A 17,563-nucleotide genomic window follows, 5' to 3' on the forward strand; every position below is an offset into this window, starting at 1 on the left:
TTACCGGCGGCATTACGCAAAGAAGGGCGATCAGCGCGACAGCGCTTCCACTTTTTCAAACGCCGCGCGCAGCGTATCGGCAGAGAGTTCCACCGGCAGGTAGTGAATCGACTCCACCGGGCGCAGAGTGTGAGCAATCACTTTATCCAGCTCCGCGCGGTTATTAATGTCCACATCTAGTGCTGCCAGCGAGGTCGGCAAGTTGAAACGCTGATAGGCGTTAATCAACTGTGCCAGCACATCGTCTTCGCCGAGCAGGGCGCTCTGCACCAGAATGCCATACGCTACTTTGGTGCCGTGCAGGAATTTCTCCGTTTGCGGCAACACGGTTAAACCGTTGTGCACCGCGTGTGCGGCGGCAACGCGGGTGTAACGCTCGCCCAGCCCGCCGACCATCCCACCCCCGGCAATAATCGCATCCACCACATCGCGAAACGCCTGCGTCAGCTCGCCGCGCTGCTGGTCAGCAAGAGCTTGTTCACTGCTCTGTAGCAACACATCGCGGATCGCCAGTGCGCCGTTTAGCCCCAGACGTACGGTGAGCGGCAGCTTTTCTGGTTGTGGTGCCAGCACTACCGCTTCGTACCACTTCGCCAGCGTATCGCCGATGCCTGCCAGCAGATATTCCGCAGGCGCATTAAGGATGATTTGCGGTTCAACCAGCACCAGAAAATTGGCGTCGTCGAAAATTTCAAAGTGCAGCGCCTGACCAGCGTCGTTATACCACACCGACAGTGGCGTCCACGCCGCACAGGTGGCGGCGATGGTCGGAATGGCGACCACCGGTAAACCAAGACGGCGCGCCACCGCTTTGGCGGTATCCAGCAAGGCGCCGCCGCCAAGCCCAATCACCACCGCGCGATCGTCGCCCGCCTGCTGCGCCAGTTCGTTCACGTCGTGCTCGCTACAGTGGCCTTTAAACAAAATGTGTTTCGCGCCCGGCGTGTTAAACCCTTGCGGCAAAAACGCTTTTGCCCCGGCAAAGGCGCGCTCTCCATAGATCCATACCGCGCGCGCCAGTTGTTCTGCGCTGAAGAAATCATGCAACCGCGCGAGGCTGCCAGCGTGGGAAAAGTAGTTGGCCGGGCCGGGTACGACGCGGATATCAGTGCTGCTCATGTGTTGTGTCCTTGTGCGTGATCGCTAACCCGATGTTATGTCTGGACATCCGGATGGCTAATAATATTTAGCTTTATCTTATGCATTTTCTGTCGTTGCCAGTCAAGCGAGGCTGTGAAAAATTCGTTAAATCAACCTATTAATTGCAGGAACAGCGTGCGAATGAGCAGCAACCACCTCGAAATGCGCGGCATAAGCCTGGCCTTTGGCGGTTTTAAGGCGCTGTCGCATGTCAATTTCTCCCTGCGCGGCGGCTCGGTGCATGCCTTAACCGGCGCGAACGGCGCGGGGAAATCGACGCTGATGGCGGTGCTGTGCGGCACGTACGAACATTACGAAGGCGAAATCGCCATCAATAACCAGGCGGTGTCGATTCGCACCCCACGCGATGCCAAACAGCTGGGCATTCATCTGGTGCAGCAGGAAGTGGATGTTGCGCTGATCCCGGGTTTGAGCATTGCCGAGAACATCATGCTCGATAAGCTGGCGGAAGGCGGACATCGTTTCCGCTGGGGCGAGATCCGAAAATCGGCGCGCGAGGCGCTGGCGCAACTCGATGTAATGTTTGATGTAAAACGTTCGATCGATAGCTGCACGCTGGCGGAGAAGCAGCAGATCCTGCTGGCGCGCGCGCTTTCGCACCACTGCCGTTTTTTAATTCTTGATGAACCCACCGCACCGCTCGATCAGCATGAAAGTGAGCGCTTGTTCACCGTGGTCAAACACCTGCAACAGCAGGGTATTGGCGTGGTGTTTATCTCGCACCGCATCCACGAACTGAACGCGATTTGCGACACCTTAACGGTGCTGCGCGACGGCAAACTGATTGAATCCGGCCCGATGCACACCCTGAGCGGCGAAGCGATTGTCGAGAAGATGCTCGGTCATGAGTTGAGCGACATCTATCCGCCGGCCCGTCCACCGCACAGTGATGAAGTGCTGCTAAGCATTGACGGCTTGCACGACGAGGGGCTGCTGAAAGATATCTCGCTGCGCCTGCGTAAAGGGGAAATTCTGGGCATTGCTGGTCTGGCGGGTGCGGGGAAAACCGAGCTGTGTAAGGCGCTGTTCGGTGCGAGTAAAAGCCGAATCAGCCGTGGCGAGCTGAATAACCAACCGTGGCGGCCGCGCGATCCGGCCGATTCCGTGATGCGCGGGCTGGCGCTGGTGCCGGAAGAGCGGCGCAAAGAGGGCATTTTTATTGACGAGCCGGTGAGCATGAATTTGTCCATTAGCGCGGATAACAGTTTCTCGCGCTGGGGCTTTTTTGCGCATCGCCAGGCCTGGCGCTGGGCGCAGGAAGTGATTGCCCGCGTTGGCGTACGCACTACCGGGCCGGGGCAAACGCTGCGCCGTCTTTCCGGCGGCAACCAGCAAAAAGTGGCGATTGGCAAATGGCTGCGCGGTCACGCCAATGTGGTGATTTTCGATGAGCCGACCAAAGGCGTGGATGTGAAAGCGAAAACCGACCTGTTCCAGTTGATTGATGGCCTGGCGCGCGAAGGCAAAGGGGTGATTTACGCCTCGGGGGAATTCGCCGAACTAGTGGGGTTGTGTGACCGGATTTGTGTGCTGTGGGATGGGCGCATTGTTGCGGAAGTGCAGGGCGAGGATGCCCGCGAAGAGACGCTTCTTTATTATTCCACCGGAGGAACGGCGCCGTGAGTAAGGCCCTTTCAGTCAATGCGGCGGCGACGCCCCGCCAGCAGTTTTTTGATTTTCTCTATAAATGGGGCATGTTGCTTACCGTGGTCGCGCTTGTCGCCATCTTTGGCGTGGCGTCGGACAACTTCCTCGATCCCTTCAACATCATCAACATTTTGCGATCCATCGCCATCGTCACGGTGATTGCGATTGGTGTCTCTATTTCGCTGACCATCGGCGGGTTTGATCTGTCGGTCGGTTCCACCGCCTCACTGGCGAATGCGCTGGTGATTTCGTTGTTTGTCTGGCACGGCGTTGGTACCACCGAAGCCATCATTATCACGCTGGCACTGTGTACGCTGGTGGGCTTGTTCAACGCCTTTTTAATTGTGGTGCTGCGCATTCCCGACATGCTGGCGACGCTTGGCAGCCTGTTTGTGATTCAGGGTGTGGCAATGACCTACAGCTATGGCGGTTCGATTACCGAAAATATGGTGCTGCCGAGCGGCGATATGGCGGAGGGCACCATTCCGGCGGCGTTTGGTCTGCTCGGCCAGGTGCCGACCATTGTGATCATTATGCTGGTGGTGACGGTTGTCGCGCAGTTGGCTTTGTCGCTGACCACCCACGGTCGTCGCATGTATGCCATTGGCGGCAACCCGGAAGCGGCGCGCCTGTCCGGCATTCGTACCACGCGCTACAAAGTGGCGGCATATGTTATCGCCTCGCTGCTGGCGGGGCTGGGCGGCATTCTGCTGGCGTCACGCATTGGCTCTTCGCAGGTCAACGCCGGTGGCGGTTATTTGATGGATGCGGTGGCGGCGGCGTGGATCGGTTTCTCGCTCGCCGGTTCCGGCAAACCGAATGCGCTCGGCACGCTGGTGGGAGCGGTTATTCTCGGTGTGCTGCAAAACGGGCTGGTGATGCTGTCGGTGCCCTATTACGCGATGGACATTATTAAGGGGCTGGTGCTGGCCGGTGCCCTTGCGTTGACTTACTTCCAGCGTCGTTAATTCTTCAGGGGAAAACAGATGAAAAAAATTGCACTCTCACTGCTGGCGCTGGGCTTACTGAGCGCGCTGCCAGGACACGCCACGACACCTTCGCCGGTGCCGGACGCCATTGCTAATCACCACGGCCCGATACGCATTGCGCTTATCCGCAACCTGGGGTCAGACGATAACACCACCCAGTTTGTCTCCGGCGCGTTGCAGGAAGGAAAAAAACTCGGTTTTAAAATCAGCACCTTTTTGAGCAACGGTGATGACGCCAAATTCCAGGATTTCGTTAACCAGGCGATCAGTCAGAAATATGACGGCATTATTCTGTCGCAGGGGCGCGATCCGTACTCCACCGATCTGATTAAAAAAGCGGTCGCTGCGGGCATCAAAGTGGCGGTGTTTGATACCGCTGTTAACGGTGAAATTCCGGGCGTGACGGTGACGCAGCAGGATGACGCCTCGCTAACCAAACTCTCCTTTGGCGAGCTGGTGAAAGATTTCAACGGCAAAGCCAACATTATCAAACTGTGGGTCGCCGGTTTCCCGCCGATGGAGCGCCGCCAGGCCGCCTACGCCGAGTTGTTGAAAGCCAATCCAGGTATTAAAGAGCTGGAGTCGATTGGCGCGGTCTCTTCCGATGTGCAGGGCGACACGGCAAATAAAGTGGGCGCGGTGCTGGCGAAATACCCGAAAGGGCAGATTGATGCGATCTGGGGCACCTGGGATGCGTTCAGCCAGGGCGCGTATAAAGCGCTGAAAGAGAACGGTCGCACCGAGATCAAACTCTACAGCATCGACGTTTCCAACCAGGATCTGCAACTGATGCGCGAGTCGGGCAGTCCGTGGAAAGTAAGCGTGGCGGTGGATCCGAAACTGATTGGTGCCACCAATGTGCGCCTCATCGCCAATAAAATTGCCGGTGAACAGACCCCTGCCACCTACGATTTTAAAGCCGCTGCCATTCCGCAAGCGCTGCTGGCAAGCCAGCCGGGCGCGGTGAATGTGGCGTCGCTCGGCAAAATCATTCCGGGCTGGGGCCAGACGGAAGATTTTATCGCGCCGTGGTTCGCCACGCTGGAAGCGAAAAACAAGTAAGGAACGGACATGGCGAGTGAATTACCGCGTCCTGAATACAGCCGCAATATGCGGCTGATTGGCCACAGCGATCAGGGCGGTCGCCCGGACGGTGTGCAACTGATGGTGCACCGTGGCTTTGCCTATATCGGGCATATGGTGTCGCAGGGGTTTTCGATAGTGGATGTGCGCGACCCGAAAAACCCGAAAGCCGCCGGTTACGTCCCGGCCCCGCCGGGCACCTGGAATGTGCATCTGCAAGCCCATGACGATCTGCTTTTAGTAATCAACGCGCGCGATCTGTTCGCCGATGCGCGCTTTGCCGATGAAAAGGTCTACTACACCCGCTCGGTCGGCGAGACGGTCAGCGATGTGCAGGACAAAGGCTGGAGCGCCGGGCTGCGCATTTTTGATATCTCCACGCCCGATAAACCGCGCGAAATCAGCTTCCTGTCGCTCAACGGCATCGGCATTCACCGTATCTGGTATGTGGGCGGGCGCTGGGCGTATGTCTCGGCGCTGATCGACGGCTTTACCGACTATATTTTCCTGACCATCGATCTGGCCGATCCGCGTAAACCGCAGGTTGCCGGGCGCTGGTGGCTGCCAGGAATGAACCAGGCCGCAGGGGAAACGCCAGCGTGGCCGGAAGGCAAACGCTATGCGCTACACCACGCGATTATCGCCGGGGATACGGCGTACGGTAGCTGGCGCGACGGCGGGTTAACGCTACTGGATGTGAAAGACAGAACCCAGCCGAAGCTGATCAGCCACCGCAACTGGAGCCCGCCGTTTGGCGGCGGTACGCACACCGCGCTGCCGCTACCGGACCGGGACTTGCTGGTGGTGCTGGATGAAGCGGTGCTCGACAATCAGGAAGATGGCGAGAAGCTGATCTGGCTGTTTGATATTCGTGAGCCGTCAAACCCGGTAAGCATCTCGACGTTCCCGCAACCGGACGAAACCGATTATGTGGCGAAAGGGGCGCATTTCGGGCCGCACAATCTGCACGAAAATCGCCCTGGCAGCTTTATCAGCTCGACGCTGATTTTCGCCACTTACCAGAACGCGGGCGTGCGGGCTTACGATATTTCTAACCCGTATCGCCCGGTGGAAACCGGCGCGCTGGTGCCTGCCGCGCCAGCGAAGATGATGGATACGCGGCCTGCACGCCCGCGCGTGATCCAGTCTTGCGATGTGTTTGTTGATGCGAACGGCATTATCTACAGCACCGATTACAACGGCGGGTTGTCGATAATCGAGTATCTCGGGTAGTGAGGTTCTCTCCCCCGACAGGGGGAGAGGGCTGCGTTAGCTGTACTGACGCACGCGGGCAATCAATTCATCGACGTTCTCAATGCGCTCGGCGATGACAATCAGCGCTTTACCGAGCGTGATGGCGTGGCGCAGGCAGGCGTGGCGCATCTCTTCATCGTTGATGGTGTCGATATCGGCGACGTGTGAAAGCCCAACGCTACGGCGAATCAGCTCCGTGCCGCAAAAACCGATCGCGTCGGTCCACACTTTTTTCAGGAAGGCGCTGGCATAACCCGGTTGCGCTAACGCCGCGTCGCGGGTTTTCTCTCGCGCCAGCGCCTGGAAGCGCTCGGCAAAGGTGGTCCACAGGGTTTGAATATCGGCCAGACGCTGTTCACGCGCGCTGGCCGCATCGCGAATGCCCAGATGCCCTGGTAAACCGCAGTAGTTGAGCAGCAGGTTGCCGATGGCGGTGCCGATATCAAAACCGATGGGGCCGAAGTAACCAAACTCGGCGTCAATCGCCTTCAGGCTACCGTCGGCGACAAAAATCGAGCCGCTGTGAATATCGCCGTGCAGCAGTGCTTCGGCGTGAGAGAAGAAGCGGTGCTTTAACGCCGCCACCGCCAGTTTCAGTTGCGCGTCATCGCGCAGGGCGGCGACCTCCGTTTCCAGGGCCGCCGGGTAGTTGTTGCGCTCATGAACCTGGTAGGGATCGTTGAAGAACAGATCTTCAGTGATTTCGCACATTTCCGGGTTAATGAACTGTGCGACCAGCGCTTTTTTGTCATGCGGATGGAGGTAAAAATCACTGGTGTGAAACAGCACCTGCGCCAGGTATTCACCCAGTTGCGCAGCCGCTTGCGGGTAAAACACATTGTTAATGAGCTCGCCGCGCCAGATTTTATGATCGGAGAGATCTTCCATTACCATCACCGCCAGTTGCGGGTCGAAGTGGTGGATTTTTACCGTATGCTGCGGGCTGTGCCGGTAATGTTCGACCAGCGTTTGCGCTTCCAGCCGGGCGCGATCAAGCGTTAACGGCCAGGATTCACCCACGCAGCGCACATAGGGCAGCGCCTGTTTGACAATAATGCGGCTCACACCCTGGGTATCGAAAATTTTGAACACCAGATTGAGGTTACCGTCGCCCACCTCCTGTGCGTCCACCAGTTCGGACGGGTTGTCCAGGCCGCCAAATTGTTGTGCATACGCCACGGCATCGCGGGCGGAGAAGGTACGGTATTGCGACATTGCCTCGATCCTCTTTTGCTAATAAAGCCATTTAGACGTCTATACATCCGAACGTCATCCTGACACAATACGCTACAACAACGCAACAGGGATTTAACGCAATGCAGCCATTACAGACCACCAGCCTGCGAGTCGCCGACAATCAATTATTTATTCTCGACCAACAGGCCTTACCGCAGCAGAAACAGTGGCTACCGGCTAGCACGGTAGAGGATCTTGTCGGCCATATTCATGCCCTACGGGTGCGTGGCGCGCCGTTGATTGGCCTTTCTGCCAGCTTATTGCTGGCGCTGCTGGCAGAACAGGGCGCAAACCGCGACCAACTGGCGCAGGCGCTGGAAACGTTGCGCGCGGCGCGCCCGACGGCGGTGAACCTGATGAATAACCTTGATCGCATGAAACAGGCGCTCACGCAGGAGCACTTTGTGGCGGCGTTAACCGCCGAAGCGCTGCGGCTTGTCGAAGAAGATAAACAGTTGTGCGACAACATTGCCGAAGCGGGCAGCGCGCTGGTGCAAGCGGGCAGCCGACTGCTGACCCACTGCAACACCGGTGGGCTGGCGACAGCGGGCGTCGGCACCGCGCTGGGTGTCATTGCGCGGGCGCATCAGCAGGCAAAAATTACCCATGTGTGGGTGGATGAAACCCGCCCATTATTACAGGGCGGGCGGCTAACGGCCTGGGAACTGGGCGAGCTGGGGGTGCCGTATCAGTTAATTACTGATTCCATGGCCGCCAGCCTGATGGCGAAAGGGCAGGTGGATGCGGTATGGGTTGGCGCCGATCGCATTGCCGCCAATGGCGATGTGGCGAACAAAATCGGTACCTATTCGCTGGCGGTACTGGCGAAATTCCACAACGTGCCGTTTTATGTGGCTGCGCCGCAAACCACGCTCGACCCGCACTGCCCGAATGGCGATGCCATTCCCATTGAGCAGCGCGCTGCCGCGGAAGTGACCGGGGTGGCCGGGAGTTTTGGCGCAGTGAACTGGGCGCCGGAAAATGCGCGGGTTTACAACCCGGCATTTGATGTCACACCGGCGGCGCTCATCAGCGTCTGGGTACTTGACAGCGGCGTGGTGACACCTGCTGATGTGGCGAACGGGATCTTCCAGCCACGCTAATTACCAACGTACCGGCTTAACACCGCTGTTTGCTTGCCAGACGGCGGTAACTCTCTATGCGGGAAACGGCGCCGATCACACGCACGGCCCGGTGGCGCAGCCGTAAATCATAATCAGTGGAAACGCCGGGATCAGTAGGGGCGCCGTCCACGAGACATGCTGTTTGGTGGTGTCGTTAATCGTGACGGTCACCGGTTTTTCCAGCGTACGGGTATCAGGGCCGTACGGGTGTTGCAGAATGTAGACCACGTCACCCTGCGCTCTGAAGGTCACCGCCAGCTTTTTATTCGGCTCAATAATGTTTGCCCCGTAGTGATAACGCAGGCGCTCAATTTGCGCGGCACTGAGCCCGGAGACATCAACGAGCGCTTTGTACTCAGCCGTCACCTTTTTATCTTTCACCACAAAGTTAACAGCAACGCCGGGAACATGGCTGGCAAACTCCTGATAAAACTCAGCGTACCGGGCGTAGGCATCAGCATGCGGGTCGTTGCGGATGAAGTTGTAGGCGTAATGGTCGGAATAGGCGGTGATGCGATCCTGGCGCACTTCAAGTGCGTTGATGTTGTCCCATTCCGGCATTGGCGACGTCGTCGCGCAGCCCGAAAGCAGCACGATAACTATCAACATAATGAATTTTTGCATGATGACCTCCCTGTATGCCGCAGCGGCGCTGGCAGCATACACGCCTTGCGGCGTGTCACAAAGGGAGGCTACTGGATTGGGTAGGGGAAATTCAGGTCGCCGGGTGTAGCAAAATCACATCCTTATCAATGGTGCTGGCCTGGCTTTGCGGCGTACTGGCGTTTTTGTCATAGCGCGGCGGGGTGATCACCGGGTAGACAAAACTGCCCAGTTCGCTGCACTGTTCAGGCGCATTCGCGCCGGCATAAAAAAGATAGTACTGACCGGAATCCGGGAAAAAGGCTAAGTTGTCGCCGTTGCCAAACGTGGTACTCCAGAACGGGACGCCCGCTTTGGTTTTGCTGCGCTCTTTGCCCGCCGCGACCTGAAAATGGTCGCTCCACTTCATGGTTATCAGGTTGTAGTCAAAAAAAGAGACCGTCAGGTTGCCGCGTGTCGGGCAGTGAAGTCGGACGGCATCATCCGCGCGCACGCTGGAGATAAAGGTACAAAGGAATAAAAACAGGGCGTATTTCATCAACCGTTTCCGCAGGTTTTTGGCAAAGCACGAAGGTAATCCATCGCGGCGGTGAAAATCCGTAAGAAACGATGTCAGCAAAAGAGAAAACGAATCAGGATGTTAACGCGGGGTTGCGGTCAGCCTATTTTTTGATGTTGTATATGTTTCGTTTATTTAGACATGATAATAATTATCAAAATCATTAATATCTGACTATCTGCAGGGTTGTTTTTTTATGCAAGGGAAATCAATCTATACGTTCGTGCTCTCCGCTTTACTCGCTGTTCCCATGCTGGCGCACGCCACGCAATATCCGCTCACCGTAACCGATTTCGATGGCCGCGAAGTGACCATTGAACACGAACCGCAACGCATTATTTTGCAGGACGGGCGCGATATCATGACGATGGCGCTGCTGGATCGCGACAATCCGTTTAAACGGCTGGTGGCATGGAACAATCTGGCGAAAAAACAGGACATTGCCACCTGGGAAATGCTGAAAACCCAGTGGCCGGAAGCGACCCGCATTATGGACATGGGCTTTAGCGATAAAGGCAATGTTGATCTGGAAAGCGTGCTGGCGAAACAGCCAGATCTGATGATTGCGCAGCTGCGCGCGAAACCGGCGCTGGCCGATAGCGGCGTGCTGGCTAAACTGACCGCGCTGCACATTCCGGTGCTGTTTGTTGATTACGAAGTGAACCCGGCGAAAGACACCGCGCCGAGTATCGATCTGCTGGGTAAAGTGATTAACCGCGAAAGCAACGCGGCGGCGTACACCGCCTATTATCGCCAGCAATTAGCAGCGATTGAGCAGAAAACCGCCGCCATCAACCCGAAACCGAAGGTATTCGTCGAAGCGCTGGCCGGTAACGCGGATAGCTGCTGCTTTACCCACGGGCACAGCGGTTGGGGCGGGCTGGTTGAAGCGGTAGGCGCGAAGAACCTTGGCTCTGAGCTGCTACCGGGTGCAACCGGGTTTATCTCGCTTGAAAAACTCATCAGCGCCAACCCGGATGTCTATATCATGACCGGCTCTAAACGGGGCAACAGCCAGGTGCTGCCGCTTGGGCTGAACGTCTCACAAGATGAGGTCAATAAACAGGCGCAGGTGCTGCTGCAACGCACCGGTGTCGCGCAGATCCCGGCGCTCAGCGCAAAACGTGTGTATGGCGTTTACCACCACTTCTACAACCATCCGTACAACATTGTCGGCATGGAATATCTGGCGAAAGATATCTATCCGCAGGCGTTTGCGGATTTGAACCCGGATGCGACCTACCATCACATCATCAAAAACTTCACCAAACTGCCGGATAACAACTTCGTCTATAGCTGGCAGCAGGGCAAATGAGTACCACGCTGGAAACAAACGAGCAGAGGCAGGAGACGGCTGCGGACAGCCTGATGCTCAACTACCGCGTGATCCTTCGCCGCCGCGTCAGTTTACTGGCGCTGCTGGTGGTGTTCATTGCCGCCTCAATGCTGCTGGATTTCACCCTCGGCCCCTCTGGTTTGCCGCTGGATACGCTGTGGCAAACGCTGGTTGACCCGGCGAGCGCCGATGCCGGAACGCGGGTGATTGTCTGGGATATCCGCATGCCGTACGCGCTGATGGCGATCATTGTTGGGCTCACGCTGGGTCTGGCGGGTGCGGAGATGCAAACCATCCTGAATAACCCGTTAGCCAGCCCATTTACGCTGGGCGTGTCGTCGGCGGCGGCGTTTGGCGCGGCGCTGGCGATTGTACTTGGTATCGGTATTCCCGGCGTTCCAGGGCAGTGGTTTATCTCGGCGAACGCGTTTCTTTTTGCGCTGCTGGCGGCGCTGTTGCTGGACGGTATTACCCGCTGGACGCAGGTGGCGACCTCCGGCGTGGTGCTGTTCGGTATCGCGCTGGTGTTTACCTTCAACGCGCTGGTGTCGATGCTGCAATTTATCGCCAACGAAGACACGCTGCAGGGGCTGGTGTTCTGGACCATGGGCAGCATTGCCCGCGCGTCGTGGGAGAAACTTGGCATTTTGCTACTGGCGCTGGCGGTGATTATGCCGCTGTCGATGCTCAGTTCATGGAAACTGACGTCGCTGCGCCTCGGCGAAGATCGGGCGATAAGTTTTGGCATTAACGTGCGTCGCCTGCGGCTGGCAACGCTTTTACGCATCAGTATCTTGTCGGCGCTGTCGGTAGCGTTTGTCGGCCCGATTGGTTTTATCGGCCTGGTCGCTCCGCATATTGCCCGCATGTTGTTTGGCGAGGATCACCGTTTTTATCTGCCGGGTAGCGCGTTGATTGGCGCGCTGGTGTTATCGCTGGCTTCTATCGTTTCCAAAAACCTGATCGACGGGGTAATTATTCCGGTGGGCATTGTCACCTCGCTGGTTGGCGTGCCGTTCTTTATCACCACCATTGTGCGCCACCGGGGGAGTGTATGAGCCAGAGCGGCCTGAGCCTGCGCGGTTTTGGCGCGGGCTATCACAAGCGACAGATTATTCGCGATCTCAATATTTCCCATTTGCCGCGCGGCAAAGTGACAATTCTGCTTGGGCCAAACGGCAGCGGCAAATCGACGCTGCTGCGGGCAATGGCCGGGCTGAACAAAGCAGAAGGGGAATTGCTGCTCGATGGCGAAGAGCTGCTCAGCCAGCCGTTTGCAAAACGCGCCGAGCAGGTCGTCTATCTGCCGCAATCGCTGCCAGCGGGCGTTCATTTGCATGTGCTGGAGTCGATTATCGTCGCACAACGTGCTTCCGGCGGCTTACACAGCGCGGCAAAGCAGGCGGAAGTGATGTCGCTCCTGCGCCAGCTCGGTATCGAGCATCTGGCGCTGCACTACCTCGACCAGCTCTCCGGCGGGCAGAAACAGTTAGTCGGGCTGGCGCAATCGCTGATCCGCCAGCCTTCACTGTTGTTGCTCGATGAACCACTCAGCGCGCTGGATCTCAACTACCAGTTCCACGTGATGGATCTGGTGAAGCGGGAAACGCGCAGCCGCAATATCGTCACCGTGGTGGTGGTGCACGATATCAATATCGCGCTGCGCCACGGCGACCATGTGCTGATCCTCAAACAAGGCGAGTTAGTGGCGAACGGTGTACCTGGCGAGGTGATAACGCCGGAAAGTCTGGCGCAGGTCTACGGTGTGCGCGGGCGTGTGGAACCCTGCTCGCAAGGGATGAAGCAGGTGATCATTGACGGTTTAACCCAGCAGGCAAGCTAGTCCCAGCGCGCCGTCCACTGCGGCAAACGGCACCGCTACACCGGTCACCAGCGTTGATGCGGGTGCTGCGCGTAGTGGTGCAGCACGGCTTTATAGGGTTCGGTGCGGGCGTCGGGATGCTGAATAATCGACGCCAGCAGCACGGCAATGGCGTTGTCGTGTTCGCCAAGATTGTGCAGACACAAAGCATAAAATGGCCGCACTTCGGTGGCCTGCGGCCAGCTTGCCATGATCTCTTCAAACAAGCTTTTCGCCTGCGCGTATTTGCCCAGGCAGCGCCACGTTGACGCCAGCCCAAACTGCGCTTCGAACTTATCTTCACCGCTTAATCCGGCCGCAAGCGCCGCCAGGTAATGAGGCTCGGCGTCGCGCTCTTTGCCTTCGTTATCATACGACCAGGCGATATTGAGCAACGCCTGCGCACGTAGCGCGGGCTCTTCTGCCAGCGCTTGCAGCGCCTGACGGCTTTTATCGTGTTGACCCTGTTTGCGCAGCGCAATCGCTGCCTGCAATCTGCTATCCATCGTTTTCATCCATTAAGCGTGTCTGAACGTTATAAAGCAGGGAACAGGCAGCGACAAGATTAGCGCGCGCTGATTCGCCAGATGGCGTTACCGGCATCGTCGGCAATCAGCACGCCGCCTTGTTTATCCATCGCCAGCCCGACCGGTAGCCCGCGCACCTGTTTCTGATCATCGGTAAGAAAACCGGTTACGACCGGCTGCGGTTGCCCAACCGGTTTGCCGTTGGCAAATTTCACCCACACCACCTGGTAGCCATTGAGCGGTTTACGGTTCCAGCTTCCATGCTCGCTGATAAACGCGCCGCCGCGATATTGCGGCATATTGTCGCCGGTATAGAACAAGAACCCGAGCGGTGCGACGTGCGAGCTGAGCGCGTAATCCGGCTTGATGGCCTGCGCCACTAAGTCCGGGCGCGGTGGTTTGACGCGCTCGTCCACGTGCTGCCCAAAGTAGCTATATGGCCAGCCGTAGAAACCCTTCTCTTTTACCGATGTCATGTAGTCCGGCACCAGATCGGAGCCAATTTCGTCGCGTTCGTTGACGATCGCCCATAACGCACCGCTTTCTGGCTCCCATTGCAGCCCGGTCGGGTTGCGCAGCCCGCTGGCATAGATCCGGCTCGCGCCGGTGGAGGCATCCACTTCCAGCACCGCCGCGCGGCGATATTCCGCGCCGATACCGTTTTCGGTGATATTGCTGTTGGAACCCACGCCTACATAGAGTTTGCTGCCGTCGGGGCTGGCGAGCAGGGATTTTGTCCAGTGGTGGTTAATCGGTCCGCCGGGCAGTTCGGTGACGATTTCTCCCGGCGCGCTGAGGGTGGTTTCTCCTTGTTGATACGGGAATTTCACCAGATTGTCGGCATTGGCGACCCACAAGGTATTTCCTATCAACTGCATGCCAAACGGTGAGTGCAGGTTTTCAATAAATGTGTGCTTTTGCCATGTGCCTCCAGCGTTACGCAACAACGTGATGCGGTTACCGCCGGGGCCGCCTTTGCCGGAGGCTTTTTGCACCAGACCCATAATCAGCTGTTTCGGGCGCGTGGTCGGTTTTTCCGGGGCATTGGCTTCGGCGACCAGGATGTCGTTATTCGGCAAAACGTACAGCTGGCGTGGGTGCAGCAGGCCATCCGCTATTTTTTCGATTTTTAACCCCTGCGGAACTGTTGGTGTCTCTCCCGCTTTCCACGCCACGCCCTCCGGCACCTGCATCGGCGGCAACAGGAAATTCTGCGCTTTTGGCAACTCTGGTTCTGGGCCAACTTGCTTCATCGGGTCTATGTTTGCTCCCTGATCGCAGGCGGTGAGCAGGGCGGTGAGCGCGGCAACGGTCAGTAAGCGATTAGGCATATTCATGGTTTGTTTCCTTACTGGACACGCATGCGCAGGGCGAGTTGAAGATGGGCAATCAGCAGCAAAATCACTAACGCCGTTGAGAGGATCACGCCAAGCGGTACCACCGCGTAAGCATCCCGGCTGTGCACAAAGGCGTTAAAAATCGCCAGCACAATCGCCAGCAGCCAGAGCCAGAAATGGATTTTTTCCGCGTTTGTAACGCTATGGCGCTGCGTTACCCAAACCTGCACAAGGCTGATGAGCCGGGGAAGGATGGCAATCAACAGACCGATGGCGATAAGCCAGCTTGCCGCGTCGGTCCACATGATTTGAAAGGTTTTGAGGTACAGAATATCGAAGATCCACGCTGCCACAAAAAAGCCGGTGGGCAGCGGATTAAAGAGTTCGTAAAGCGCAAGCGTCGCGCGCGATGGCCCGGAGAGTGTTTGCATTGGTCGTTCCTTTTGGTGGAAACAAGCGGGATAAGCCACAGGATCTGCTGGTTAAAGGGTAGACCGCTTACACAAAATTTAATTAATTTTGCTTATATGTTGTGTTTGTTCCATTCACGTCTCGCTCTTCAGGCGGCCCTCAATTTCGCCTGGAAAATATTCACTTTACATTCTTTTATCGATAATGATAATCGGTATCAAAATGTTTCTTATTGTTGTCATTTGATTTTGTTACGGAATGATCCCCGCAAACGGTGGGGAATAATAAAAATTGAGGGTTGTTTAGATGAGAATTTCCCCTTTGTACGGCGCGATGGCTCTGCTTTTCGCCTCGCCACTTTATGCGCAGGATGCGAAAAACAGTGATGATGAACTGATTGTGACCGCCACCCGCACCGACGGTTCGCGTAATGATTCCCCGCAGGTCATCAAAGTCATCAGCGAAAAAGAGATTGCCCAGCAGCGGCAAATTACCTCCGATACCTCGCAGATCCTCAGCAACCTGGTGCCGTCGTTTTCACCGTCACGGCAGAAAATGTCCGGCAGTGGCGAAACGCTGCGCGGGCGCACACCGCTGGTGATGATTGACGGCATACCGCAATCAAACCCGCTGCGCCCGACCGGGCGCGAAATGCATACCATCGACGCTTCGATGATCGAGCGCATTGAGGTGATCAAAGGGGCGAACGCCAGCAACGGCGTCGGCGCGACGGGCGGGGTGATCAACATCATCACCAAACGCGCGAAACCGGGCACCGTCAACCAGCATGTCAGCGTGGAAACCACCACGCCCACCGCGGAATTTAACCGCGATACGCTTTCCTATAAAACCAACTACAGCATCAACGGCAGCGAAGAGTACATCGATTACCTGTTCGCCCTGAGCTACGAAGATCAGGGGTTGTTCAAAGACGCCAATAACCACGCGATTGGCGTGGATAACACGCAGGGCGATTTGATGGACTCCCGCGCCTGGGATCTGCTGGCGAAAGTGGGTTACTGGCTGGATAACGATCAGCGCGTACAGTTGAGCCTTAACCGTTACCGCCTGAAAAACAAAGATAACTATGTCAGCGTGCGAGGCGATCGCGATGACGGTGAAGTAACCACCTCGAAAAAAGGTAACCCGCCGGGCAGCGCGCCGCATAACGATGTGTGGACGGTGGGAGCCACCTACGATAACTACAATCTGGCAGGCATGAAGCTGACGGCGCTGGCCTATTATCAGCGCTATGAAGCGCTGTTCGGCGCGACCAATTCCTCGTCGTTCCAGGATCCGGCTATTGCTCCCCTCGGCACGTTGTACGATCAGAGCCGTGCGTATACCGATAAGTACGGCAGCAAAATCGCGCTCACCAAAGACGATCTATGGGATGACCGCATTAAAGCGACGGTGGGTTTCGATACCCTGTTTGATAACTCGAAACAGGATTTATGGGCTACCGGGCGCACCTACGTTCCGGAAATTAACTACACCGATCTGTCTCCGTTCCTGCAACTGGAATACACGCCGGTTGAATCGGTGAAATTAAGCGGCGGTGTTCGCTATGAATATGCCCGGCTGAATATCGACAGTTATCAAACCGTGTGGGCCAACGACCGCGTGACGGTAGAAGGCGGCACGCCATCGTTCGACCAGACGCTGTATAACGCCGGTGTGGTCTGGACACCGGTTGAACCGTTAAGCCTGTTTGCCAGCTACAGCGAAGGGTTTACCGTGCCGGATGTCGGACGCGTGCTGCGCGGCATCGACACGCCGGGCATCAAACTGGATGACTACAACGGTCTGAAACCGATCGTCACCAAAAACAGCGAAATCGGTTTTCGCGTACAACACGCGCCGTTTGATTTCGAAGCCAGCTACTACCAGTCCACCTCGAAGCTTGGCAGCCGCGTTGAGCTGGTCAACGACGCGTTTGTCGCCCGTCGCGAAAAGACCGAGATTGACGGTGTGGAAGTGAGCGCGGGTTACAGCCCGAATGCCGATCACAAGTTAACCTTGTCGTGGTCACACATGCGCGGCCGGTATGACAGCGATGACAACGGCAGCCTGGATGCGAAACTCGATGGCTTAAATATCGCCCCGGATCGCATCATCGCCAGCTGGTCGGCAAACTGGAATGCGCAACTGAGCACCTTCCTGCAAGCCAACTGGGCGCTCAGCAAGACATTCGACGATGCGGAAAAAGACTTTTCCGGTTATGCGCTGGTGGATGCGGCGGTCGGCTACAAGCTGCCGTACGGGCAGGTGAGCCTTGGGGTTTCTAACCTGCTGAATAAACAGTACATCACCTACTATTCGCAAAGCGCGTCAGTCGATCCGGATCGCTATTTCGCCGGTCGGGGTCGCACCGCGACGCTGGGCTACAGTCTCGATTTTTGAGTGTTACCGCCCCGGTTAGCGGGGCGGTTTGA

The 17,563-nt window shown here is 57.0% G+C and carries 16 protein-coding genes; 9 read left to right on the top strand and 7 right to left on the bottom strand.

Going from position 1 to position 17,563, the window contains the following annotated elements; all coding sequences use genetic code 11:
• Positions 1-30: 30 nt before the first annotated feature.
• On the bottom strand, positions 31-1,119 hold the full coding sequence (locus RT644_RS14705) for an oxidoreductase (RefSeq protein ID WP_269231481.1): 1,089 nt from the start codon (positions 1,117-1,119) through the stop codon (positions 31-33).
• A gap of 162 nt (positions 1,120-1,281) precedes the next feature.
• On the opposite strand from RT644_RS14705, the gene RT644_RS14710 reads away from it, so the two are divergent.
• Genes RT644_RS14710 through RT644_RS14725 form a run of 4 tightly spaced genes read left to right on the top strand, consistent with a single transcriptional unit; the run spans position 1,282 to position 6,113 of the window.
• A complete protein-coding gene (locus tag RT644_RS14710; protein WP_313627148.1) occupies positions 1,282-2,784 on the top strand; it encodes a sugar ABC transporter ATP-binding protein in 1,503 nt (500 codons plus the stop codon).
• Positions 2,781-3,776, top strand: a complete 996-nt coding sequence (locus RT644_RS14715; RefSeq protein ID WP_313627149.1) for an ABC transporter permease — start codon at positions 2,781-2,783, stop codon at positions 3,774-3,776. Before RT644_RS14710 ends, RT644_RS14715 begins: the two co-directional genes overlap by 4 nt.
• Positions 3,777-3,794: 18 nt before the next feature.
• A complete protein-coding gene (locus tag RT644_RS14720) occupies positions 3,795-4,859 on the top strand; it encodes a sugar ABC transporter substrate-binding protein (protein ID WP_313627150.1) in 1,065 nt (354 codons plus the stop codon).
• A gap of 9 nt (positions 4,860-4,868) precedes the next feature.
• Entirely contained in the window at positions 4,869-6,113 is a 1,245-nt protein-coding gene (locus tag RT644_RS14725; protein WP_160270974.1) for an LVIVD repeat-containing protein, read from the top strand.
• A gap of 36 nt (positions 6,114-6,149) precedes the next feature.
• On the opposite strand, the gene mtnK is transcribed toward RT644_RS14725, so the two are convergent.
• Positions 6,150-7,349: an S-methyl-5-thioribose kinase gene (gene mtnK, locus RT644_RS14730; RefSeq protein ID WP_313627151.1), complete on the bottom strand. Its 1,200-nt coding sequence runs from the start codon at positions 7,347-7,349 to the stop codon at positions 6,150-6,152.
• 101 nt (positions 7,350-7,450) lie between these two features.
• On the opposite strand from mtnK, the gene mtnA reads away from it, so the two are divergent.
• On the top strand, positions 7,451-8,473 hold the full coding sequence (gene mtnA / locus RT644_RS14735; RefSeq protein WP_313627152.1) for an S-methyl-5-thioribose-1-phosphate isomerase: 1,023 nt from the start codon (positions 7,451-7,453) through the stop codon (positions 8,471-8,473).
• 75 nt (positions 8,474-8,548) lie between these two features.
• Here the strand turns inward: mtnA and RT644_RS14740 are convergent, their stop codons facing one another.
• Both RT644_RS14740 and RT644_RS14745 read right to left on the bottom strand, forming a co-directional pair.
• Positions 8,549-9,118 carry a hypothetical protein gene (locus RT644_RS14740; protein ID WP_313627153.1) on the bottom strand — a complete coding sequence of 190 codons (570 nt, stop codon included), beginning with the start codon at positions 9,116-9,118 and terminating at the stop codon, positions 8,549-8,551.
• A 91-nt stretch (positions 9,119-9,209) separates the two neighbouring features.
• Positions 9,210-9,635 (bottom strand): hypothetical protein, encoded by a 426-nt coding sequence (locus tag RT644_RS14745; RefSeq protein WP_045508868.1) that lies wholly within the window; start codon positions 9,633-9,635, stop codon positions 9,210-9,212.
• A gap of 217 nt (positions 9,636-9,852) precedes the next feature.
• Here RT644_RS14745 and RT644_RS14750 point away from each other — a divergent pair, with 217 nt between their 5' ends.
• The 3 genes from RT644_RS14750 to RT644_RS14760 are packed head-to-tail and all read left to right on the top strand — an operon-like array spanning position 9,853 to position 12,835.
• Complete coding sequence (locus RT644_RS14750) at positions 9,853-10,971, top strand: ABC transporter substrate-binding protein (protein ID WP_313627154.1); 1,119 nt, start codon at positions 9,853-9,855, stop codon at positions 10,969-10,971.
• 50 nt (positions 10,972-11,021) lie between these two features.
• Positions 11,022-12,050, top strand: a complete 1,029-nt coding sequence (locus tag RT644_RS14755; protein WP_313627193.1) for an iron ABC transporter permease — start codon at positions 11,022-11,024, stop codon at positions 12,048-12,050.
• Positions 12,047-12,835, top strand: a complete 789-nt coding sequence (locus RT644_RS14760) for an ABC transporter ATP-binding protein (protein ID WP_313627155.1) — start codon at positions 12,047-12,049, stop codon at positions 12,833-12,835. The genes RT644_RS14755 and RT644_RS14760 overlap by 4 nt, the downstream gene beginning before the upstream one ends.
• Positions 12,836-12,879: 44 nt before the next feature.
• Here the strand turns inward: RT644_RS14760 and RT644_RS14765 are convergent, their stop codons facing one another.
• The 3 genes from RT644_RS14765 to RT644_RS14775 are packed head-to-tail and all read right to left on the bottom strand — an operon-like array spanning position 12,880 to position 15,148.
• Positions 12,880-13,359: a tetratricopeptide repeat protein gene (locus tag RT644_RS14765; RefSeq protein WP_045508879.1), complete on the bottom strand. Its 480-nt coding sequence runs from the start codon at positions 13,357-13,359 to the stop codon at positions 12,880-12,882.
• A 59-nt stretch (positions 13,360-13,418) separates the two neighbouring features.
• On the bottom strand, positions 13,419-14,717 hold the full coding sequence (locus RT644_RS14770; RefSeq protein WP_313627156.1) for a sorbosone dehydrogenase family protein: 1,299 nt from the start codon (positions 14,715-14,717) through the stop codon (positions 13,419-13,421).
• Positions 14,718-14,728: 11 nt separating this feature from the next.
• Positions 14,729-15,148, bottom strand: a complete 420-nt coding sequence (locus RT644_RS14775) for a DUF2231 domain-containing protein (protein ID WP_313627157.1) — start codon at positions 15,146-15,148, stop codon at positions 14,729-14,731.
• Positions 15,149-15,434: 286 nt separating this feature from the next.
• Here RT644_RS14775 and RT644_RS14780 point away from each other — a divergent pair, with 286 nt between their 5' ends.
• Entirely contained in the window at positions 15,435-17,531 is a 2,097-nt protein-coding gene (locus RT644_RS14780; protein ID WP_409521863.1) for a TonB-dependent receptor, read from the top strand.
• The last annotated feature ends 32 nt before the right edge of the window (positions 17,532-17,563 follow it).

This window comes from Kosakonia sp. (assembly GCF_032104925.1).
In the GTDB taxonomy this organism is placed as follows: domain Bacteria; phylum Pseudomonadota; class Gammaproteobacteria; order Enterobacterales; family Enterobacteriaceae; genus Kosakonia.

What these genes read in the sequence shown, in the direction of transcription:
- RT644_RS14740 (WP_313627153.1), bottom strand. Translation starts at nt 9,118, where the DNA reads ATGCAAAAATTCATTATGTTGATAGTTATCGTGCTGCTTTCGGGCTGC.
- RT644_RS14780 (WP_409521863.1), top strand. Translation starts at nt 15,435, where the DNA reads ATGAGAATTTCCCCTTTGTACGGCGCGATGGCTCTGCTTTTCGCCTCG.
- mtnK (WP_313627151.1), bottom strand. Translation starts at nt 7,349, where the DNA reads ATGTCGCAATACCGTACCTTCTCCGCCCGCGATGCCGTGGCGTATGCA.
- RT644_RS14745 (WP_045508868.1), bottom strand. Translation starts at nt 9,635, where the DNA reads ATGAAATACGCCCTGTTTTTATTCCTTTGTACCTTTATCTCCAGCGTG.
- mtnA (WP_313627152.1), top strand. Translation starts at nt 7,451, where the DNA reads ATGCAGCCATTACAGACCACCAGCCTGCGAGTCGCCGACAATCAATTA.
- RT644_RS14775 (WP_313627157.1), bottom strand. Translation starts at nt 15,148, where the DNA reads ATGCAAACACTCTCCGGGCCATCGCGCGCGACGCTTGCGCTTTACGAA.
- RT644_RS14760 (WP_313627155.1), top strand. Translation starts at nt 12,047, where the DNA reads ATGAGCCAGAGCGGCCTGAGCCTGCGCGGTTTTGGCGCGGGCTATCAC.
- RT644_RS14725 (WP_160270974.1), top strand. Translation starts at nt 4,869, where the DNA reads ATGGCGAGTGAATTACCGCGTCCTGAATACAGCCGCAATATGCGGCTG.
- RT644_RS14705 (WP_269231481.1), bottom strand. Translation starts at nt 1,119, where the DNA reads ATGAGCAGCACTGATATCCGCGTCGTACCCGGCCCGGCCAACTACTTT.
- RT644_RS14720 (WP_313627150.1), top strand. Translation starts at nt 3,795, where the DNA reads ATGAAAAAAATTGCACTCTCACTGCTGGCGCTGGGCTTACTGAGCGCG.
- RT644_RS14750 (WP_313627154.1), top strand. Translation starts at nt 9,853, where the DNA reads ATGCAAGGGAAATCAATCTATACGTTCGTGCTCTCCGCTTTACTCGCT.
- RT644_RS14710 (WP_313627148.1), top strand. Translation starts at nt 1,282, where the DNA reads ATGAGCAGCAACCACCTCGAAATGCGCGGCATAAGCCTGGCCTTTGGC.
- RT644_RS14770 (WP_313627156.1), bottom strand. Translation starts at nt 14,717, where the DNA reads ATGAATATGCCTAATCGCTTACTGACCGTTGCCGCGCTCACCGCCCTG.
- RT644_RS14765 (WP_045508879.1), bottom strand. Translation starts at nt 13,359, where the DNA reads ATGGATAGCAGATTGCAGGCAGCGATTGCGCTGCGCAAACAGGGTCAA.